The organism is Serratia plymuthica NBRC 102599, assembly GCF_001590925.1.
Classification (GTDB): Bacteria; Pseudomonadota; Gammaproteobacteria; order Enterobacterales; family Enterobacteriaceae; genus Serratia; species Serratia plymuthica.
Map to the genome: position 1 here is coordinate 208,986 of NZ_BCTU01000007.1, position 19,183 is coordinate 228,168.

Below are 19,183 nucleotides of genomic sequence, written 5' to 3' on the forward strand. Positions count from 1 at the left end.
GACAAGTCCGTGGCCCAAAATTCAGCCGGGGGATTATGGGTGCGCGGTCACTTCAGAACGCGTACAAACCCGGTCATAAATCGCGACCAACACCAGCATCAGCAGAGAAGGCGACAGCCATGCCAGCCCCTGCGCAGCCAATGGCAGGTGATTGGTCCACTCCGGCAACAGGTGCTGGAAGGTGGAGGCTTTCACCGCATCAAGGATACCAAACAACAAGCTGACCAGCATCACCGGCGCCACGATACGCGTCGCGCTGTTCCACCAACGCAGGGTGAAGCTCAATACCACCAGCACGATACACGGTGGGTAAATCGCGGTCAGCACCGGGATAGAGATCTGGATCAGATGGCTCAGGCCCAGATTGGAAACCACCATCGAGAACAGGCCCAGAATAAAGACCAGCGTCTTATAAGAGAACGGCAGGTACTGAGCAAAGAACTCGGCGCAGGCACAGGTCAGGCCTACCGCAGTCACCATACAGGCGATGAAGATCAGCGCCGCCAGGAAGAAGCTGCCCAACCCACCGAAGGTATTTTGCACATAAGCGTGCAGGATCACCGCGCCGTTGGTCGCGTCCGGCACCAACACGCCACTGCCGGAACCCAGCTTGAACAGGCTCAGGTAAACCAGCGTCAGGCCCACACCGGCGATCAGGCCGGCCAAAATGGTGTAACGCGTCAGCAGGCCGGCATCTTTCACGCCGCGGGAACGCGCAGCGTTGACGATGACGATGCCGAACACCAGCGCGCCCAGCGTATCCATGGTCAGATAGCCGTTGACGAAGCCGGAAGAGAAAGGAACGTGCTGATAAATTTCGGTCGCCGGAATAGGCGTGCCCGCCGGCCAAACCAACGCCGCAATGCCGAGTGCGCCGAGCGCAACGATTTTCAGCGGAGCCAGCACGTGGCCCACGGTATCGAGCAAGCGGCCCGGATACAGTGAAATGCCGATGACCAGCGCGAAATACACCAGGCTGTAGATAAACAGCGGCATGGCGCCGTCGCCGGTCAGCGGTGCAATACCCACTTCAAAGGACACGGTCGCGGTACGCGGGGTGGCGAACAGCGGGCCAACCGCCAGATAACAGACCGTCGCCAGCAGCAAACCGGCGCTGCGGCCAATCGGCGTGCTAAGGGCATCAATACCGCCGCCAACGCGTGCCAGAGCGATAACGGTTATCACCGGCAAACCGACTGCGGTAATCAGGAAGCCGATTGCTGCGGTCCAGACGTGCTCACCGGACTGTAAACCGACCATCGGCGGGAAAATGATGTTCCCGGCGCCGACAAATAAGGCAAAGGTCATAAAACCCAGCGCCATAATATCTTTTGACGTTAAACGATGACTCATACGATGTCGTGCTGCCTGTTCAAATGAAAAAAAGTACCCGATATCGTGGTGACGTAATGCCCCCACCCGGTTGCCGGCTTGCCCTTTCATCGTGAGACCAACAAGAGCAGAAAACGCGTAGCGTCCGGCGTTTTGTCCTTATTCGAAATTGACCACTCATGATGATGGACAGAGTTTTAGGAGTTATAAATGGAGGTTTAGTCCGACAACGGGGGGTAAGTTAAACGTTTATAGCGTTGAAAGGCAAGTCGCGTGACAAAAACCAGAGCTATCGACCAGATAATCTTTTGTCACCAGTCGATCATATTGGCTATCAATTAATATACACTACATGATTTGTATCATTTTTGAGCGACGCATTCACAAACCGTGAAACATCCGGCTTGAGACCGCGCGAAAACGCCAATAAACGATCGGTTTTCGCGTGGTCTGAACGGGATCTGCGCGCTTACCAAACCTCTCGGGCAATATTCACCACGCTTTGCAGCTTATTCCACTGCTGCTGTTCGCTCAGGCTATTGCCCTCTTCGGTCGAGGCAAACCCGCACTGGGTGCTGAGGCACAACTGGCGGCGATCGACAAACTGCGCGGCCTCCTCGAGACGCTGTTTCACCTGTTCCGGGTTCTCCAGCTCGCCGTTTTTGGTGGTGATCAGGCCGAGCACCACCTGCTGTTTACCGGGTTTGATAAAACGCAGCGGCTCAAAGCCCCCGGAGCGCTCGTTGTCGTATTCCAGGAAGAAAGCGTCGATATTCACCTGGCCGAACAGGATTTCCGCCACCGGCTCGTAACCGCCTTCGGATATCCAGGTAGAGCGGAAATTACCGCGACACACGTGCAAGCCGATGGTCAGATCGTCCGGCTTGCCGGCGATCGCCGCATTCAGCACGTCGGCGTAGATCTTCGCCAGACGATCCGGATCCTCACCGCGCTCGCGGATCTGCCGTCGTTGATCGTCCGAGCACAGATAAGCCCAGACGGTGTCATCCAGTTGCAGATAGCGGCAACCTGCGTCATAAAACGCCTTGATCGCATCACGGTAGGTCTGCGCCAGATCGTCGAAATAGACATTCAGATCCGGGTAAACCCGGCTGTCGATGGCCTTGCGCCCGCCGCGAAAGTGCAGCACGCTCGGGCTGGGAATGGTCATTTTCGGTACCGCATCGCCGGCCGTCGCCTCCAGAAAGCGAAAATCCGCCAGCATCGGGTGCTGGGGATTAAAACCCAATTTGCCGACCACCTTGATGCTGCGCGCGCGGGTTTGCACGCCGTTGAACTGGATCCCCTGCTCCGCATCATAACCTTCCACGCCGTCCAGTCCTTCCAGGAAGTCGAAGTGCCACCACGCACGGCGGAATTCGCCGTCCGTCACCACCGCCAAACCGAGGTCTTTCTGTTTTACCACCGCCAAACGGATCTGCTCGTCTTCAACCGCGCGCAACCGGGCGGCATCGATTTCGCCTTGCTGGAACTGCTGGCGAGCAGTTTTCAGCGCCGCAGGGCGCAACAGGCTGCCGACAACGTCAGCGTGAAAGGCGTGGTTGCAATCGCACATATTATGACTCCCGGTGACAGGCAAAGGATCGGGCCTCTTTGCTTCAATGATTGACAGTGTGAACTATTACGCTGAGTTACTTTAGACATCCAGACGTCTAAAGAATCTATTGGGGTGCATCCTGTCACGCCGCTTGTCGGGCGGCAATAGAATAATTTTCATTGGTGTTGAGAGAAATTCATGTTGGGCGCCACTCGGCGCCCGTTGGAGGATTACTTCAGGCCCAGCGCCAGCCGGGTTTTACGCAGCGTATCGGGTGGCAGCGGCAGGTAGCCGTCATGATTAACCAGCTTTTGCCCGGCATCGGACAGCACGCGATCGAGAAAAGCGGCGGTCAGCGGCTCCAGCGGTTGGTTGGGGGCCTTGTTGATGTAAATATACAGATAGCGCGACAACGGGTAACTGCCGTTGCTAACGTTGGTATCATTGGGGACAACATAATTTTCACCCGACTCCGCCAGCGGCAACAGACGCACGCCACTGGCGCGAAAACCGATGCTGGCATAGCCAATGCTGTTCAGTGAACCGGCCACCGCCTGCACCACCGAGGCCGAACCGGGCAGCTCATTGACCCGCGGCATAAAATCGCCGCCGCACAGGGCGCGCAGTTTGAAATAGCCGTAAGTGCCGGAGGCGGAGTTACGCCCGAAACGTTGGAGGTCACGCTGTTGCCAACTGCCGGTCAACCCCAATTCGCCCCAACGCATCAGCGGCCGGCTTTCGCCGCAGCGCCGGGTAGCGGAGAAAATGCGGTCGAGCTGCTGCAGGTTCAGACCGCGCAACGGATTGTCCTGATGCACCAGCACCACCAGCGCATCCACCGCTACCGGCACGGCCAGCGGCGCATAACCATAACGGTGTTCGAACGCCGACACTTCCGCCGCCTTCATCGGCCTGCTCATTGGCCCAAGCTGCGCTGCACCCGCCGCCAGTGCGGTAGGCGCGGTTGAAGAACCGGCGGCCTGGATCTGCAAATTGACGTTAGGGTAGTGCTGACTGAAGTCTTGCGCCCACAGCGCCATCAGATTCGCCAGCGTATCGGAGCCGACGCTCGACAGGTTGCCGGACAGCATACCGTCCGGCTGCGCCAGTGCGCCGCGGCTCGCCAGCAGCGCCAGGCACAGCAACAACCATCGGGTAATTCGGATCATGCCAGCCTCTCGCGCGTTAATTTTTCACCGCATTCTCTGATAAAGCTGCAGGAACAATCAACCGGTTAGGCAAGGTAAAGATGAAACGGGTGCCAATCCCCTGCTCGCTGAGGATCTCCAACCGCGCATCGTGGTGGCTGAGCGCATGCTTGACGATCGCCAGCCCCAGCCCGCTGCCGCCGGTCTGGCGTGAACGGGCTTTATCGACGCGGTAGAAACGCTCGGTCAGGCGCGGAATATGTTCGGCGGCGATACCCGGCCCGTTGTCGCTGACCTGGAACTGCGCGCCGTTTGGCGTCTGTTGCCAGCTCACCTCAATATGGGTGCCTTTCGGCGTGTGATTGACGGCGTTATACACCAGATTCGACACCGCGCTGCGCAGTTGGTCATCGTTGCCGAACACCTTGAGCTGCTCGTTCACCCGGAAGGTAATCTCATGGTTGTCGCCGCTCAGCGACTGCGCCTCACGCTGCAACACCCGCAACATCAGCGGAATATCGACCCGCTCGTTCATATCGACGTTAGGGGCCGCCTCAATGCGCGACAGCGTCAGCAGCTGTTTGACCAGCCCGTCCATGCGCCGGGTCTGTTCCTGCATGGTGCCCAGCGCCTTACCGCGCAGCGAGCCGTCCAGCTCCTCGTCGCTCATCATCTCCAGGTAGCCCTGCAATACCGTCAGCGGGGTACGCAATTCATGGCTGACGTTGGCGAAGAAGTTGCGGCGCGCGCCTTCAAGCTGGCGCATTTGGGTGACGTCGCGCGCCACCATCAACAGTTGCCCTTCCGAATAGGGCATCACGCGGAACTCAACGTAGTGCTCGTTATTGAGTTGCAGCGTCAGTGGCCGCGTGAATTCCTGCTGTTGCAGATAGTGGCTGAACTCTGGGTAACGCAACAGGTTAAGGATGTGCTGCCCGTTGTCTTCCGGCCAGCGGAATCCCAGCAGATGCTGCGCCAACCCGTTGCACCAGAAGATATTGCCTTCGACGGTGGTCATCACCACCGCATCGGGCAGCGATTCCGCGCCGCTGCGAAAACGTTTGATCAACAACGCCAGTTCACGACGACGACGACGGTTACGCTGTTGCATCTGGTAGAGGCCGTAAAACAGCGGCTCCCAGCTCCAGCGCCCAGGCGGCGGTGTCATGCTGCGATCGACCCACAGCCAGTGGGAAAGTTTGAGTTGGTTGTAGAAATTCCAGACCAGCGCCGCCAGCACGGCGGCCAGCAGCAGCCAGGGCAGATAGCCGAAAATCAGCCCCATCAACAAGGCAGGTAAACAGAAAAGAGCCAGCTCCAGGGCCAGCCTCTTCCAGGAAAGGCGTTCTAGCACAGCATATTCTCCAGCGCGACGCGATCAGTAACGCGTTGAGAATCGGTAGCCGGTGCCCCGAACGGTTTGAACCATTTTGTCATGACCAGTGGTCTCTAACGCCTTACGGAGCCGGCGGATATGCACATCAACGGTGCGGTCTTCCACATAAACGTTAGTGCCCCAGACGTGATTAAGCAACTGTTCGCGGCTATAAACACGTTCCGGATGGGTCATAAAGAAATGCAGCAGTTTGAACTCGGTCGGCCCCATATCCAGCGCCTGCTCATTAGCCATTACGCGATGTGAGGAAGGGTCCAGGCTCAACCCCTGCATTTCAATCACTTCTTCCACCGCCATCGGCGAAATGCGGCGCATTACCGCCTTGATGCGCGCCACCAGCTCCTTCGGCGAGAACGGCTTGGTAATGTAATCGTCCGCTCCCACTTCCAGGCCGCGCACCCGGTCTTCTTCTTCACCGCGTGCGGTCAGCATCATCACCGGAATATCGCGGGTCAGCGCTTCACGCTTCATGTGTTTGATAAACTGGATACCGGAACCACCGGGTAACATCCAGTCGAGCAACACCAAATCAGGGAACGGCTCAGACAGGCGCGTCACGGCGCTGTCATAATCCTCGGCTTCCAACGGTTGGTAACCATTCTGTTCCAACACAAAGCACACCATCTCACGGATCGGCGCTTCGTCTTCCACCACCAGTATGCGTCTTGCCATCGTCAATCCTGCCAATGTGTTAGCGATCACAGTTGATTGCGGGCGCCATTATGCGTCAGTTTTGTGACACTTTTATGAAAAAACCAGCCTGTTATAGCCAGTAAGCATAGCGATTATTTCCAGCTTCAAAGAAAAATCATTCAGTTGTCATAATCATTGCGTCACGACAGGAGAGTCTGCCCCCTTTATAATCACTGCCATTAGCTTATCGCCCCGGGAGTGTCATGCGCCTGATCCACACCTCTGACTGGCATCTTGGCCAGTACTTTTTCACCAAAAGCCGTGCCGCCGAGCACCAGGCTTTTTTGCGCTGGCTGATCGAGCAAATTGAACAGCAACGGGTGGATGCTCTGATCGTCGCCGGGGATCTGTTCGACACCGGGTCGCCGCCGAGTTACGCCCGCGAGCTGTATAACCGCTTCGTGGTGGAGCTGCAGCGTACCGGCTGCCAACTGGTGGTGCTGGGCGGTAACCATGACTCCGTGGCAACCCTGAATGAATCGCGCGAATTGCTTTCTTGCCTGAATACAACGGTGATCGCCAACGCCCAAAGCGACATCGGGCAGCAGATCCTGGTGCTTAACCAGCGCGACGGCCAACCGGGTGCGGTGTTGTGCGCCATCCCGTTCCTGCGCCCGCGCGATCTGACGACCAGCCGCGCCGGCGAATCGGGTGCGCAAAAGCAGCAGGCGTTGCAAGAGGCGATCGCGGAACACTATCAACAGCTCTACCAGGCGGCCTGCGCACGCCGCGATGAACTGGGGCTAACCTTGCCGATTGTCGCCACCGGCCACCTGACCACCGTGGGGGTTACCACCTCCGATTCGGTGCGCGATATTTACATCGGCACGCTGGATGCCTTCCCGGCGCAGGCGTTTCCGCCTGCCGACTACATTGCGTTGGGGCATATTCACCGGGCGCAAAACGTCGCCAAATCCGAGCATATCCGCTACAGCGGTTCGCCTATCCCACTCAGTTTCGATGAGCTGGGCAAACCCAAAAGCGTGTTTATGGTGGATTTTGCCGATGGCGCCCTGCAACAGGTCACCGCACTGGATATCCCCAGCTTCCAGCCGATGCAACTGATCAAAGGTGATTTGGCGCAAATAGAGCAACAATTGCGGCAGTTCGCCGATTATCAAGGGGAACTGCCGGTATGGCTGGATATCGAAGTGGCCACGCAAGATTACCTCAGCGACATTCAGCGCCGTATTCAACTGCTGGCGGATCAACTGCCGGTGGAGGTGGTATTGCTGCGCCGCAGTAAAGAGCAGCGCCGCCAGGCCCTTGAACAGCAGGACAAGAAAACGCTCAACGAACTGAGCGTCAATGAGGTCTTCGAGCGGCGGCTGGCGCAGGAGACGGAAATCACTGAGCCCCGCCAGCAGCGGATGCGCCAAATGTTCCATCAGGTGGTCGAGGCCGTACGGCACAACGACGAGGAGCCGACCCAATGAAAATCCTGAGCCTGCGGCTGAAGAACCTCAATTCATTGCAGGGCGAGTGGAAGATCGATTTCACCGCTGAGCCTTTTGCCAGCAATGGGCTGTTCGCCATCACCGGGCCAACCGGCGCGGGCAAAACCACCCTGCTGGATGCCATCTGCCTGGCGCTGTACCACCAGACACCGCGCCTCAACGTGACACCGAGCCAAAACGAACTGATGACGCGCCACACCGCCGAGTCGTTGGCGGAGGTCGAATTTGAGGTCAAAGGCATCGGCTACCGCGCCTTCTGGAGCCAACGCCGCGCCAAAAATGCGCCGGACGGCAACCTGCAAGCGCCAAAGGTGGAGCTGGCGCTGCGTGAAGACGGCAAAATCCTGGCGGATAAAGTCCGCGACAAGCTGGATCTGACCGCCGCGATCACCGGGTTGGATTTCGGCCGCTTCACCAAATCGATGATGCTGTCCCAGGGGCAGTTCGCCGCCTTCCTCAATGCCGATGCCAATGACCGGGCCGAACTGCTGGAAGAACTGACCGGCACCGAGATCTACGGCCAGCTTTCCGAACGGGTTTTCGAGCAGCACAAACAGGCCAAAGCCGATCTGGACGCCTTGCATCAACGCGCCAGCGGCATTGAACTGCTGAATGACGAACAGCGTCAGCAATTGGAGAGCCAATTAGCTGAGCTGAGCGCGCAGGAAACCGCCCTCAACGGGCAGGCCCGGCAACAGCAACAGGCGCTGAACTGGCTGCAACAGTGGCAGCGAACGCAGCACCAGCAGCAGGAATACCAACGCCAGTTGAGCGTCGTGCAACAGGAGCAGGCTGCGGCCGAACCGCAGTTGCAACAGTTGGCGCGCAGCGAACCGGCGGAGAAACTGCGGCCGCTGCATAACGACCGTCACCGCTGCCGCAGTGAGCAGCAGGCGCTGCAACAGCAGATCGCCCAAATGGCGCAGCAGCAGGAGCATCAGCTTGCGCAGATGGCGCCATTGCAGCAGGCAGTGGAAAAAGCGCGCGCCGAGCAGCAGGCGCAGGCCGAACGCCAGCAGATCCAGCAGCGGCTGATCGACGAGCAGATCGTCCCGCTCGACCACCAGATTGCTCAGCTGCAAAAAACGCAGACGGAATTGCAGCAGGCGTGCGACAACGCCGCCCGGCAGAGCCATCAGCAGAAAACGGATCTGGAGCAGTTAAACGTTCAACGCAGCCAATTGACCGCTCAGACCGGGCAGCATCAGGAGAAGCTTAACGGCCTTACCGCAGCGCTGATGGCGCAGCAACAACAGCAAAATGCGCTGGAAACGCAGTCACCGCTGGCGGCGCTGCGCCAGCGTCAGACCGCGTTGGCCGAGCTGCGCCCGGCACGCCAGCAGCTGTTCACCCTCTCCTCGCTGTTCCGCCAGACCAGCGAGCGGCTTGAACAACAGCGCAAAGAGTTTTCCGCCCGTCAGGCGCAGCTTGGCGAACATGAGCAACAGCTGGAAGAAACGCGGCGGCACTACAAGCAGCAAAAAGCGCATCAGTTGGACGTGGAAAAAGCCCTTGAGCTGGAAAAGCGCATCGTCAGTCTGGAAGCCGAGCGCGCACTGCTGCAAAGCGGCGAGCCCTGCCCGTTATGCGGTTCCGCCAGCCATCCGGCCATTGAGCAATATCAGGCGGTAAAACCGTCCGAGACGGCATTGCGCCTGGCGGAAATGCGCGTCAAAACCGAGGCGCTGTACACCCAGGGCACCGAACTGCGCACCCGTTGCGAAAGCCTGAAGGAGCAGCAACAGCGCCAACAACAGCAAATAGCGCAGGACGAGCAGCAACTCGCCGCCCAGCGCCAACAGTGGCAAACCCTCAGCGCGCCGCTGGCGTTTGATTTCGATCTGCAAGATGCCGAGCGCCTGAGCCAGTGGCTGAACGCCTGCGACAACGAAGAGCGCCAGGGCCAGCAAGGGCTGGCGCAGCACGAACAGGCAGCACAGGCGGTACAGCAGGCAAAAGATGCACTGGCCGAGCTCCAGGCGCAGCAACAACAAGCGCAACAGCAACAAGCGCTGCTGGACGAGCGCTTCACCCTGCTGGAAAAAAACCACGCCGATGCGCAGTTGCAACAGCAGCGCTTGCAACAACAGTGGCAAGAGGGCGAGAAAACCCTGGGCGAACACCGCGCGCAGCGGCTGGCGCTGTTTGGCGAACAACAGATTCCGCAGGTGCGCGAACAGCTGCGTGCCCAACTGGCCGCCTGCGAGCAGGCCAGCCATCAGGCGGCGGAACAATGGCAGAAAGCTCAGGAGCAGCGCGATCGCCTGGCCGGCCAGCTTGCCGGCCTGCAACAACAGCAGCAACGGCAAAGCGAGAGGCTGCAACAGGCGGAACAAACCTGGCTGGAAGCCCTGGCCGCCAGCGAATTCAGTGACGAAGCCGCATTCAGCGCCGCGCTGTTGGATGACGCACAGCGCCGGCAATTGCAGCAGCATAAAGAACGGTTGCACCAGCGGCAGGTGGAGGCCAGCGCCCTGCTGGCACAGGCGGTTCATACGCTGGAACAACAGCGGCAACAGCGCCCGGAAGGGCTGGATGAAACCCAGGCCGACGCGCAAGCCCTGAGCCAGAGCCTGGAGGCGTTGGCGCAGCAGTTGAAAGCCTTGCAACTGCGTCAGGGTGAAGTGCGTAACCAATTGGAAAGCGACGCCGCACGCCGTCTCAATCAGCAATCGCTGTTTGAGCAAATCAGCCAGAGCCAGCAGCAGTACGACGACTGGAGCTACCTCAATCAGCTGATCGGCTCCAAAGAAGGCGATAAATTCCGCAAATTTGCCCAGGGGCTGACGCTGGATCACCTGGTATACCTGGCCAATAACCAGCTTGGGCGGCTGCATGGGCGCTACCTGTTGCAACGCAAAACCAGCGACGCGCTGGAACTGCAGGTGGTGGATACCTGGCAGGCGGACGCGCTGCGTGACACTCGCACCCTGTCCGGCGGCGAAAGTTTCCTGGTCAGCCTGGCATTGGCGCTGGCGCTGTCTGACCTGGTCAGCCACAAGACCAGCATCGACTCGCTGTTTCTCGACGAAGGCTTCGGCACGCTGGATGCGGAAACCCTGGATACCGCGCTGGACGCGCTCGACAGCCTGAATGCCTCCGGTAAAACCATCGGCGTGATCAGCCATGTCGAAGCGATGAAAGAACGCATTCCGGTGCAGATTAAGGTGAAAAAGGTCAACGGGCTGGGTATCAGCCGGCTGGAGCCGCAGTTTCGGCTGGAAAGTTAGGCCGGCAGTTGCCGCCACTGGCGTGGACTGATGCCAAACCAGCGGCGAAAAGCGCGTGAAAACGCGCTGACGTCGGAATACCCCAGCAGCAGCGCCAACTCGGCAATCGGCAGGTGGCGCTGCTGCAAATAATGAGTCGCCAGGTCGCAGCGTACCTTGTCCACCAACGCGGTAAAGGTCACCCCCTGTTCACGCAGGCGGCGCTGCAACGAACCGGCGGACAGGCCCATTTTCTCGGCGATGATTTCCAGCACCGGTTCTCCGCTCAGCAGCGCTTGGCGCACCTGGGCGCGGGTACGGTCCACCAGCGTCAGTTCGGCATTGCGCCGTTGACACAAAATCACTCCGTGCTCCACCGAATAGTCGAAACGATAGCCTTCCCTCTTGTTCTCCCGCCGCGTCAGACCGGCTTCCAACTGAGTGCATGCTTCCGGCTGGCAGGAAAGCGCTGTCGGCATGATGTATTCCACTGTGGCTGTAACGGTGCAGGGAGGTAAGCAACTTCCGTACCAGCTTACCGGTCCGCCTCCCGCCGCCGCATCGGTCAAAAAATCACCAATAAAGCACAATTTCGTCGCCACGCTGCCCACTTTTGGTGCGCGTTCAGGTGGCCCTTAAGCCACGCCCCCGTGCTGGCGGAGAGGCTTCGTCATGGCATAAAACCTGCAGCATCGTGAGCGGGCACCTTCTTTATCTGCGCAGGCGGTTTTTTCGATCGGGAGAGCAACATGACAATGCAACTTAAACCTACCCTGGGCACCCTGCATCTTTGGGGCATTGCCGTCGGGCTGGTGATTTCCGGGGAATATTTTGGCTGGAGCTACGGCTGGGGCGTGGCGGGGACGCTCGGTTTCCTGATCACCACCCTGATGGTGGCGACCATGTACGGCTGTTTTATCTTCAGTTTTACCGAGCTGACCACCGCCATCCCTCACGCAGGCGGGCCTTTCGCCTATAGCCGCCGCGCCTTTGGCGAAACCGGCGGCCTGATCGCCGGGCTGGCGACGCTGGTGGAATTCGTGTTCGCACCGCCGGCGATTGCCATGGCGATCGGGGCTTATCTCAACGTGCAATACCCGGCGCTTAACCCCAAGTGGGCGGCGGTGGGCGCCTACGCCATTTTTATGACGCTGAATATCCTCGGCGTTAAGCTGGCGGCGCTGTTCGAACTTTGCGTCACCGTGCTGGCGGTCTTTGAGCTGCTGGTGTTTATGGGCGTAGTGGCGCCGGGCTTTAGCTTCAGCAACTTCGTGCTCAACGGCTGGGCGGGCAGCGATCATTTCGGCAGCGCGGCGCTGTCCGGCATCTTCGCCGCCATTCCGTTCGCCATCTGGTTTTTCCTGGCCATCGAGGGCGCGGCAATGGCGGCTGAAGAGGCCAAGGATCCGAAACGCACCATTCCGCGTGCCTACATTTCCGGCATTCTGACGCTGGTGGTATTGGCGCTGGGCGTGATGCTGCTGGCAGGCGGCGCAGGCGACTGGAGCAAACTGTCGAACATCAACGATCCGTTGCCACAGGCGATGAAAATGGTGGTAGGCGAAAACTCCGGTTGGATGCACATGCTGGTGTGGATTGGCCTGTTTGGATTGGTGGCCAGCTTCCACGGCATTATTCTCGGCTATTCGCGCCAGTTCTTCGCGCTGGCGCGCGCCGGTTACCTGCCGACCTCGCTGGCGAAACTGTCGCGCTTCCAGACGCCGCACCGGGCGATCCTGGCCGGCGGCGTGATCGGCATCGCCGCGATCTTCAGCGACAGCTGGATCAACCTTCAGGGCATGAGCCTTACCGCCGCCATGATCACCATGGCCGTATTCGGTGCCATCGTGATGTACCTGATGAGCATGCTCAGCCTGTTCAAACTGCGCCGCATTGCGCCGGAGCTGGAGCGCAGCTTCCTCGCGCCGGGGTACCCGCTGGTACCAGCCATCGCGCTGGTGCTGGCGCTGGTATGTCTGATCGCCATGCTGTGGTTTAACCCGGTGATCGGCGGGGTATTTATCGCCCTGATGGCCTGCGGTTATCTCTATTTCCTGCTGACCAAAACCCAGCGCCGAAATGCGCCGCAGGACCTGATGTTGTCCGGCAGCGACTGAGAAGTGTGACCACAGCGGCACTCCCTGGCAAAAAGCGTTGAGCCGCCGCTGACAAGGGTTATGATGCTGCTGATAACAGGATTGCTACTGTATACCTAAGAATTTCAAGCTGCGGCCTTGCCCGATGAATCAAACTCATGCGGGCGCAATATGCAGCGTCCCTGGCATACCAGGGAGAAGAGATATCCGAATACAGGCAAAACCTGACGCAGGGGATCGCTCCCGTGCGTCAGGTTTTTTCGTTTTCAGCGCGCTGAAACAACAGGGAACAACCATGAAAATCGCAAAAATACTTAATAATAACGCGGTGATTACCTTGGACGACCGTCAGGAAGAAACGGTAGTGATGGGTCGCGGCGTAGGGTTTAAAAAGAAAGCCGGCGATCTGCTGGACGAAAGTCTGATCGAGAAGATCTTCACCCCCAACGGCGGCGAGATGGGCGAACGCTACAAAGAACTGCTGGCAGAAATCCCGCTGGCCTGCGTGACCACCGCCGACAAAATCATCACCCTTGCCCGCCAGCGCCTGCCAGGCAAGCTGCACAACATCGTCTATATCACGCTGACCGACCACATACACTTTGCACTGCAGCGCCACGATCAGGGGCTGGACATCAAAAACGTGCTGCTGTGGGAAATCAAAAAGCTTTATCCGGCCGAATTTGCCGTCGGGCTGGAAGCGCTGGACCTTATCACCCAGCGGCTGGGCACCACCCTGCCGGAGGACGAAGCCGGGTTTATCGCCCTGCATCTGGTCAACGCCCAGTTGAACGACGAAATGCACAACACCCTGCACATCACCCGCGTGATGCAGGAGATCCTTAACATCGTCAAATACCACTTCCGCTTTGATTACAACGAAGAAGCGCTGAGCTACCATCGCTTTGTCACTCACCTGAAATTTTTCGCCCAGCGCCTGCTGGGGAAAAACTACGTCGACAGCGACGATGATTCGCTCTACCAGGTGGTGAAAGAGAAATACCGCGAGTCATTCGCCTGCGCCGGCAAGATCAATCAGCACATCGAAAAACATTACCAACACCAACTAACCAGCGAAGAGATGATGTTTTTGACCATTCATATCGAGCGGGTGCGCAGTGAAAGCGAGGTAAAATAGGATCAGCGCCGGGCGTCGAACACCCGAATGCCATACTGCGGGAAAACGCCGTCGGCGGTGATCAGCGTCAGCCCTTCGGCCTGCGACTGGGCGATCAGCATGCGATCGAAAGGATCGCCGTGGTGTTGCGGTAACTGCCCCGCCTGCTGGCTATGAAAAGCGGCTATCGGCAACGACAGAAAATCCTCAGCCTCAATGATGTCAAAAATGTCCTCTGGCACCGGCAGCTTGCCCAACGCCTGCTTGATCGAGATTTCCCATACGCTCGCCGCGCTGACGTAAACCAGATTATTGGGATCGGCGATCAGATTGCGGGTCAGCGGCCCCAGGCTGGCATTGTCCACCAGCCACCACAGCAGCGCGTGGGTATCCAGCAGCAAGCGCCTCATTTTTCTCCCTCAAACAATGCGGTGATGTCCGCATCGCCGGCATTAATATCCTCCGGTACGGTAAATTTACCTTTGGCCGCGCCGGGTTTGCGCACTTCACCTTTAATCGCCATCAACTGAACGTAAGGCTTCCCTGCTTTCGCTATGATCACTGTCTCTCCCTCTGCGGCTTTATCCGCCAACTGGCTCAGGTTCGATTTTGCTTCGTGCATATTGGCCTGAATAGGCATGAGCGTCTCCTTAGCTAAGTTAGCTAAAGCATAGAGGGGCGTCCAGTTTTTGTACAGGCAATTGATTAAAGCGCGAACAGGCTCGCGCTTTTTTGCAAGGGTTACCTCTGCGGCCACAACCAGGCTGCGCCGCGCACGCCACTGGAATCGCCGTGGATCGCTTTGCGTATTGGCGTTTCGCATTCGCCGCCGAATACCCAGGATTTCACCAACTGCGGCACGTGCTGATACAAGCGGTCCACATTGCTCATACCGCCGCCCAGCACCACCACGTCCGGATCGAATATATTGATCACATGCGCCAGCGATTTCGCCAGCCGCAGTTCATAGCGGCCGATAGCCCGCTCCGCCAGGGCATCACCTTGCGCCGCCAGCGTCATGATCTCATGGCCTTTCAGCGAGTTGCCGCTCAGGCGCGCATAGTCGGTGGCAAAACCGGTACCGGAGATAAAGGTCTCGATGCAGCCTTGCTTGCCGCAGTAACAAGGCACCTCGGTGCGAAAACGCAGCTCGTCGTCATCCATCCAGGGTAAAGGGTTGTGCCCCCATTCGCCGGCAATGCCGTTGCCGCCGGAATGCGCCTGCCCGTTAATCGCCACGCCCGCGCCGCAGCCGGTACCGATAATCACCGCAAACACGGTTTTCTGACCGGCCGCCGCGCCATCGGTGGCTTCCGAGACCGCCAAGCAGTTGGCGTCGTTGGCGATGCGCACTTCACGAGCCAACATCGTCGACAAGTCCTTATCCATGGGCTGGCCGTTGAGCCAGACCGAGTTGGCGTTTTTCACCAGCCCGGTATAGGGCGACAGCGTGCCGGGAATGCCGACGCCGACAGAGCCTTGCTGCCCGGTATTTTCTTCCGCCAGCTTCACCAGGCCGCTGATTGCATCCAGCGTTTGCTGATAGTCATGACGCGGCGTCGCGATACGATGGCGGAACAGCTCATGCCCATCGTTGGCCAGCGCGATCACTTCAATTTTGGTGCCACCCAGATCGATACCAATGCGCACGATTTTTTCTCCTCAATGCACAACAACATTGCTACAGACTACTGTAACCGGCATGCCGGATCATCCCCTTGCCGCCGAATGTGACGGCGATGGCAATTTCCGCATCAGACACCCTGCCGGCTACCGCTTATTAATTGGCCATCAGGTACACTGTTTTTAAACGGTTCCACATAATAAATCCGGAGAGCAGCGATGAAACCTGCCGTACTGATCGTCGATGACGACCCCGCTATCTGTGACGTGCTCTGCGACGTGCTCAATGAACACGTATTTACCGTTCATGCCTGCCACCGGGGTAGCGAAGCGCTTGCCTTACTCAACCAGCAGCCGGACATTGCTCTGGTGCTGCTCGATCTGATCCTGCCGGATACCAACGGCCTGCTGGTACTGCAACAGATCCACCGCCTGCGCCCGGATTTGCCGGTGGTAATGCTGACCGGCCTCGGTTCCGAGTCTGACGTGGTTGTCGGCCTGGAAATGGGCGCCGACGATTACATCGCCAAACCCTTCAACCCACGCGTAGTCGTGGCCCGCGCCAAAGCGGTGCTGCGGCGTACCGGCGCGTTGGCGCTGGAGCCGGTTGCGGTTGGCCAGGGCAAGTCCGAAGGCTGGCAGTTCAACGGCTGGTGTCTGGACGCCGCCCGCTGCACCTTGCACAATCCGCAGCGACAACCTGTCGATCTGACTCAGGGCGAATATGGCCTGCTGCTGGCGCTGGTGCAGCATGCACGCAAAGTGCTGACCCGCGATCGCCTGCTGGAGTTGACCCACAGCGAAACGCTGGAGGTGTTCGATCGCACCATCGACGTGCTGATCATGCGGCTACGGCGCAAGATCGAGATCAATCCGCATCAACCCGAATTGATCCGCACCATTCGCGGGCTGGGTTATGTGTTCGCCGCCGACGTCAGCCAGCCGGTGGCTGCCGCCTGATATACGCTTGCAGTTCCGATAACGGCCGTGCACCATCAATAGCATTGGCGCACAGCAGATTGAAACGCGCGCAGGCGTGCGCCAGTTGCAATGTCTCCACCAAAGGCCAGTCTTCATGGCTGGCGTACAACACCCCGGCACAGAACGCATCCCCGGCGCCGACGCTGCCGACAATCTCGCCCTCGCTCAGGCGCCATGAAGGCTGCCAGCGCGCATCACCGCCGTTTTCCAGCCCGTACGCCCCTTCCGGGCAGTGGATCACCACCCGTCGCCGCACGCCGGCCTGCAACAGCTGCTGCGCGGCCTGCGCCATCAAATGCCGCTGTAAAGCGCCGTTGGCTGATCGCAGCGCCAGCCCGGTAAACTCCCCGGCCTCCAGCTCGTTGATCACCAGATAATCCAGCCAGCGCAGCGCCGGCAAGACCAGCGGCCGGTAGCGCGGATCGCCCTGACGCGACACCAGATCCAGCGACGTCCGGTAACCGCGCTGCTGCATCTGCGCCAGCAGCCGCGCGCTGCGGGTGCCGAACGCCTCATCCGGGCGATCCAGGCTGTCGAGCAGCAGCAGATAACCGAGATGGAAAATTTTGTGTTCGCTGTGCAACCCGTCGAAAGCGTCCAGATCCAGCAGCCGATTGGCGCCCGGCGCATGGAAGAAGGTTCGCTGCCCGCCCGGTTCGGTCATCACCTGCGACATGGAGGTCATCGCCCCTTCGCTGCGCTGCACCCAGCGGCCATCAACCCGGTGTTGCGCCAGCATCTGCATGATGTAATCGCCGTCCGCGTCGCAGCCGATAAGCCCGATCGCCGCCAGCGGCAGCCCGGTTTCCATCCGCGCCAGCGTCAGCAGCACGTTAAGCGGCGCACCGCCGGTGGCACGTTGGCTGTGTTCAATCTCCACCAACCAGCCCGGCTGCGGCCAGTGAGCGATGTGATGTACGTGATCCACCAGCATATTGCCGGCCGAGACAATGCCACGCCTGGTCATTACAACCGCCCGGCGCTGCCGAAAATATGCATCTGTTGCTGCACCACTTCGCTAATCGACTGCTCCACCGCCAGCAGCACTTCGGCGAACTCATCGTAAATTGCGTGGCGCTGCGTCATCCGCTGCTCAATCGCGCCCAGCGCCGCCTGAGACATACCGGTGTAGAAATTGATCTTGTGAATGCCCAGGCCAATCGCCCGCTTGAAATCCGCGTCGCTGATACCGGAACCGCCGTGCAATACCAGCGGAATGCCGGCCTGCTGCTGGATCGCCGCCAGCCGGTCGAAATCGAGCTTCGGCTCGCCCTTGTATTTACCGTGAGCATTGCCAATCGCCACCGCCAGCGCATCGATGCCGGTCAACCCGACAAACTCGCGCGCCCGCTGCGGATCGGTAAATTTATTGCTGTCGGCCTCGCCGTACAGCGCGCCGCCCTCGTCGCCGCCGACCGCGCCCAGCTCAGCCTCGACCGACACCCCGACCGCGTGGCACATGCGCACCACTTCCTGCGTCTGGCGCACGTTCTCTTCATAGCTCAGGCCGGAGCCGTCGAACATCACCGAACTGAACCCCAGTCGCAGCGCCTGCACCACCGCCTCGAAATGCAAACCGTGATCCAGATTCAGCACCACCGGAATAGCGTGCTGCGCCGCTTCGCTTTTAATCGCCGCCACCAGCGACTCCAGCGAAACGTACTTAAAGTGCACTTCGGCAATGTTGATAATAAACGGCGATCGCGCCGCCTCTGCGGCGGCAAACAGCGCACGCAGGAAGTGGCTGTCGAGCACGTTGAACGCGCCAAGCGCATAACCGTGCTGACGAGCATGCGCCAACCCCTGCGCCAGTGAAATCAGTGCCATAGCTGTTCTCCTTTAATCGATAAAGCGCGAATATTCGTTGCACAGCAGCCACTGCGGCGGCTGGTCTTCCGTGATTTGGCCAAAGCGGCTGAGCGGCGTCAGGAAACGGTTGTCGTTGTCGTCATCGTTGACCGTCGAGACTTCGCCCACCAGCACGTCACCAAAGCCCTCCTCACCCCAAAAGCTGTGATAAATGCCCGGCGTCAGACAGATGCTTTCTCCCGGCGCCAGCCGCAGACGCGAACCGGCGGCATGGGTCTGCCGGCAACCGTCCAGGGTAACGGTCACCGCTCCCTCAGCCAGCCGTTCATCGGCATCGGCGTTGTGCAGTTCGACGATCAGATTGCCGCCGCCGCGGTTGATGATGTCCTCGCGTTTGCGCCAGTGGAAATGCATTGGCGTCACCTGCGCTTCGCGGCAGTGCATGATCTTCTCCGCATAACATTTGGCATAGGGCTGGCCGCCGGGCGAACCGTTGCGCAGCGTAAACAGCGTCAGGCCACTATGCGCAAAGTCATCGCCGCCGAACGCGGTGACATCCCAACCGAGTTTCAGATCGAAGACCTCCTGCCACGGCTGGCGATCGAGCTGCCGCCAGGCCGACGGGCTAAAATGAGCGAAAGGCGGCAGATGGACGTCGAAGCGGGCAAAAAAGTGCTGGGTTTGCTGCAGGATCCGGTTCACGGCGGAACGGTTCATGGCACCTCCGGGCGTGGTTATCAATAAGGGGCCAGACTGAGCTGGCC

The 19,183-nt window shown here is 59.3% G+C and carries 16 protein-coding genes and 1 pseudogene; 5 read left to right on the forward strand and 12 right to left on the reverse strand.

The genetic code is table 11. The features are described from left to right. Positions 1–33: 33 nt before the first annotated feature. From brnQ to phoB, 5 genes are all read right to left on the reverse strand, one after another. Positions 34–1,353, reverse strand: a complete 1,320-nt coding sequence (gene brnQ / locus SPL01S_RS05695) for a branched-chain amino acid transport system II carrier protein (RefSeq protein ID WP_062869831.1) — start codon at positions 1,351–1,353, stop codon at positions 34–36. Between the two features lie 448 nt (positions 1,354–1,801). Next, entirely contained in the window at positions 1,802–2,908 is a 1,107-nt protein-coding gene (locus tag SPL01S_RS05700; RefSeq protein ID WP_063198090.1) for a cobalamin-independent methionine synthase II family protein, read from the reverse strand. Positions 2,909–3,120: 212 nt separating this feature from the next. Then, positions 3,121–4,059 (reverse strand): PstS family phosphate ABC transporter substrate-binding protein, encoded by a 939-nt coding sequence (locus tag SPL01S_RS05705; protein ID WP_063198092.1) that lies wholly within the window; start codon positions 4,057–4,059, stop codon positions 3,121–3,123. A gap of 16 nt (positions 4,060–4,075) precedes the next feature. Further along, positions 4,076–5,392 carry a phosphate regulon sensor histidine kinase PhoR gene (phoR, locus tag SPL01S_RS05710; protein WP_063198094.1) on the reverse strand — a complete coding sequence of 439 codons (1,317 nt, stop codon included), beginning with the start codon at positions 5,390–5,392 and terminating at the stop codon, positions 4,076–4,078. Positions 5,393–5,416: 24 nt separating this feature from the next. After that, entirely contained in the window at positions 5,417–6,106 is a 690-nt protein-coding gene (gene phoB / locus SPL01S_RS05715) for a phosphate response regulator transcription factor PhoB (RefSeq protein ID WP_004949222.1), read from the reverse strand. A gap of 224 nt (positions 6,107–6,330) precedes the next feature. Here phoB and sbcD point away from each other — a divergent pair, with 224 nt between their 5' ends. Together sbcD and sbcC are read left to right on the forward strand one after the other, a co-directional pair. After that, positions 6,331–7,563, forward strand: a complete 1,233-nt coding sequence (sbcD, locus tag SPL01S_RS05720) for an exonuclease subunit SbcD (protein ID WP_063198097.1) — start codon at positions 6,331–6,333, stop codon at positions 7,561–7,563. After that, positions 7,560–10,814: an exonuclease subunit SbcC gene (gene sbcC / locus SPL01S_RS05725; protein ID WP_063198099.1), complete on the forward strand. Its 3,255-nt coding sequence runs from the start codon at positions 7,560–7,562 to the stop codon at positions 10,812–10,814. Before sbcD ends, sbcC begins: the two co-directional genes overlap by 4 nt. On the opposite strand, the pseudogene SPL01S_RS05730 reads toward sbcC, so the two are convergent. Further along, a pseudogene (locus SPL01S_RS05730) lies at positions 10,811–11,119 on the reverse strand (helix-turn-helix transcriptional regulator); the annotation flags it as partial. The gene sbcC and the pseudogene SPL01S_RS05730 overlap by 4 nt on opposite strands. A gap of 423 nt (positions 11,120–11,542) precedes the next feature. On the opposite strand from SPL01S_RS05730, the gene eat reads away from it, so the two are divergent. Beyond that, on the forward strand, positions 11,543–12,910 hold the full coding sequence (eat, locus tag SPL01S_RS05735; RefSeq protein ID WP_062793276.1) for an ethanolamine permease: 1,368 nt from the start codon (positions 11,543–11,545) through the stop codon (positions 12,908–12,910). A gap of 274 nt (positions 12,911–13,184) precedes the next feature. Continuing rightward, positions 13,185–14,027, forward strand: a complete 843-nt coding sequence (licT, locus tag SPL01S_RS05740; RefSeq protein ID WP_063198102.1) for a BglG family transcription antiterminator LicT — start codon at positions 13,185–13,187, stop codon at positions 14,025–14,027. A 2-nt stretch (positions 14,028–14,029) separates the two neighbouring features. Here the strand turns inward: licT and SPL01S_RS05745 are convergent, their stop codons facing one another. The 3 genes from SPL01S_RS05745 to mak all read right to left on the reverse strand — a co-directional run bounded on the left by SPL01S_RS05745 (position 14,030) and on the right by mak (position 15,656). After that, positions 14,030–14,416, reverse strand: coding sequence for a type II toxin-antitoxin system VapC family toxin (locus tag SPL01S_RS05745; RefSeq protein WP_063198104.1), 387 nt, complete (start codon positions 14,414–14,416; stop codon positions 14,030–14,032). Next, a complete protein-coding gene (locus SPL01S_RS05750) occupies positions 14,413–14,646 on the reverse strand; it encodes a type II toxin-antitoxin system Phd/YefM family antitoxin (protein WP_063198106.1) in 234 nt (77 codons plus the stop codon). The genes SPL01S_RS05745 and SPL01S_RS05750 overlap by 4 nt, the downstream gene beginning before the upstream one ends. A gap of 101 nt (positions 14,647–14,747) precedes the next feature. Further along, a complete protein-coding gene (gene mak, locus SPL01S_RS05755) occupies positions 14,748–15,656 on the reverse strand; it encodes a fructokinase (protein ID WP_063198108.1) in 909 nt (302 codons plus the stop codon). A 192-nt stretch (positions 15,657–15,848) separates the two neighbouring features. On the opposite strand from mak, the gene SPL01S_RS05760 reads away from it, so the two are divergent. Continuing rightward, positions 15,849–16,589, forward strand: coding sequence for a response regulator (locus SPL01S_RS05760; protein ID WP_013811706.1), 741 nt, complete (start codon positions 15,849–15,851; stop codon positions 16,587–16,589). Here the strand turns inward: SPL01S_RS05760 and SPL01S_RS05765 are convergent. Genes SPL01S_RS05765 through SPL01S_RS05775 form a run of 3 tightly spaced genes read right to left on the reverse strand, consistent with a single transcriptional unit; the run spans position 16,564 to position 19,136 of the window. Further along, the gene (locus SPL01S_RS05765; protein ID WP_063198112.1) at positions 16,564–17,577 is read right to left on the reverse strand and encodes a carbohydrate kinase family protein; all 1,014 of its coding nucleotides are present in this window, start codon (positions 17,575–17,577) and stop codon (positions 16,564–16,566) included. The genes SPL01S_RS05760 and SPL01S_RS05765 overlap by 26 nt on opposite strands. Further along, positions 17,577–18,437 carry a ketose 1,6-bisphosphate aldolase gene (locus tag SPL01S_RS05770; protein WP_063198114.1) on the reverse strand — a complete coding sequence of 287 codons (861 nt, stop codon included), beginning with the start codon at positions 18,435–18,437 and terminating at the stop codon, positions 17,577–17,579. The genes SPL01S_RS05765 and SPL01S_RS05770 overlap by 1 nt, the downstream gene beginning before the upstream one ends. A gap of 12 nt (positions 18,438–18,449) precedes the next feature. Continuing rightward, positions 18,450–19,136: a D-lyxose/D-mannose isomerase gene (locus SPL01S_RS05775; RefSeq protein WP_006323890.1), complete on the reverse strand. Its 687-nt coding sequence runs from the start codon at positions 19,134–19,136 to the stop codon at positions 18,450–18,452. Between the last annotated feature and the right edge of the window lie 47 nt (positions 19,137–19,183).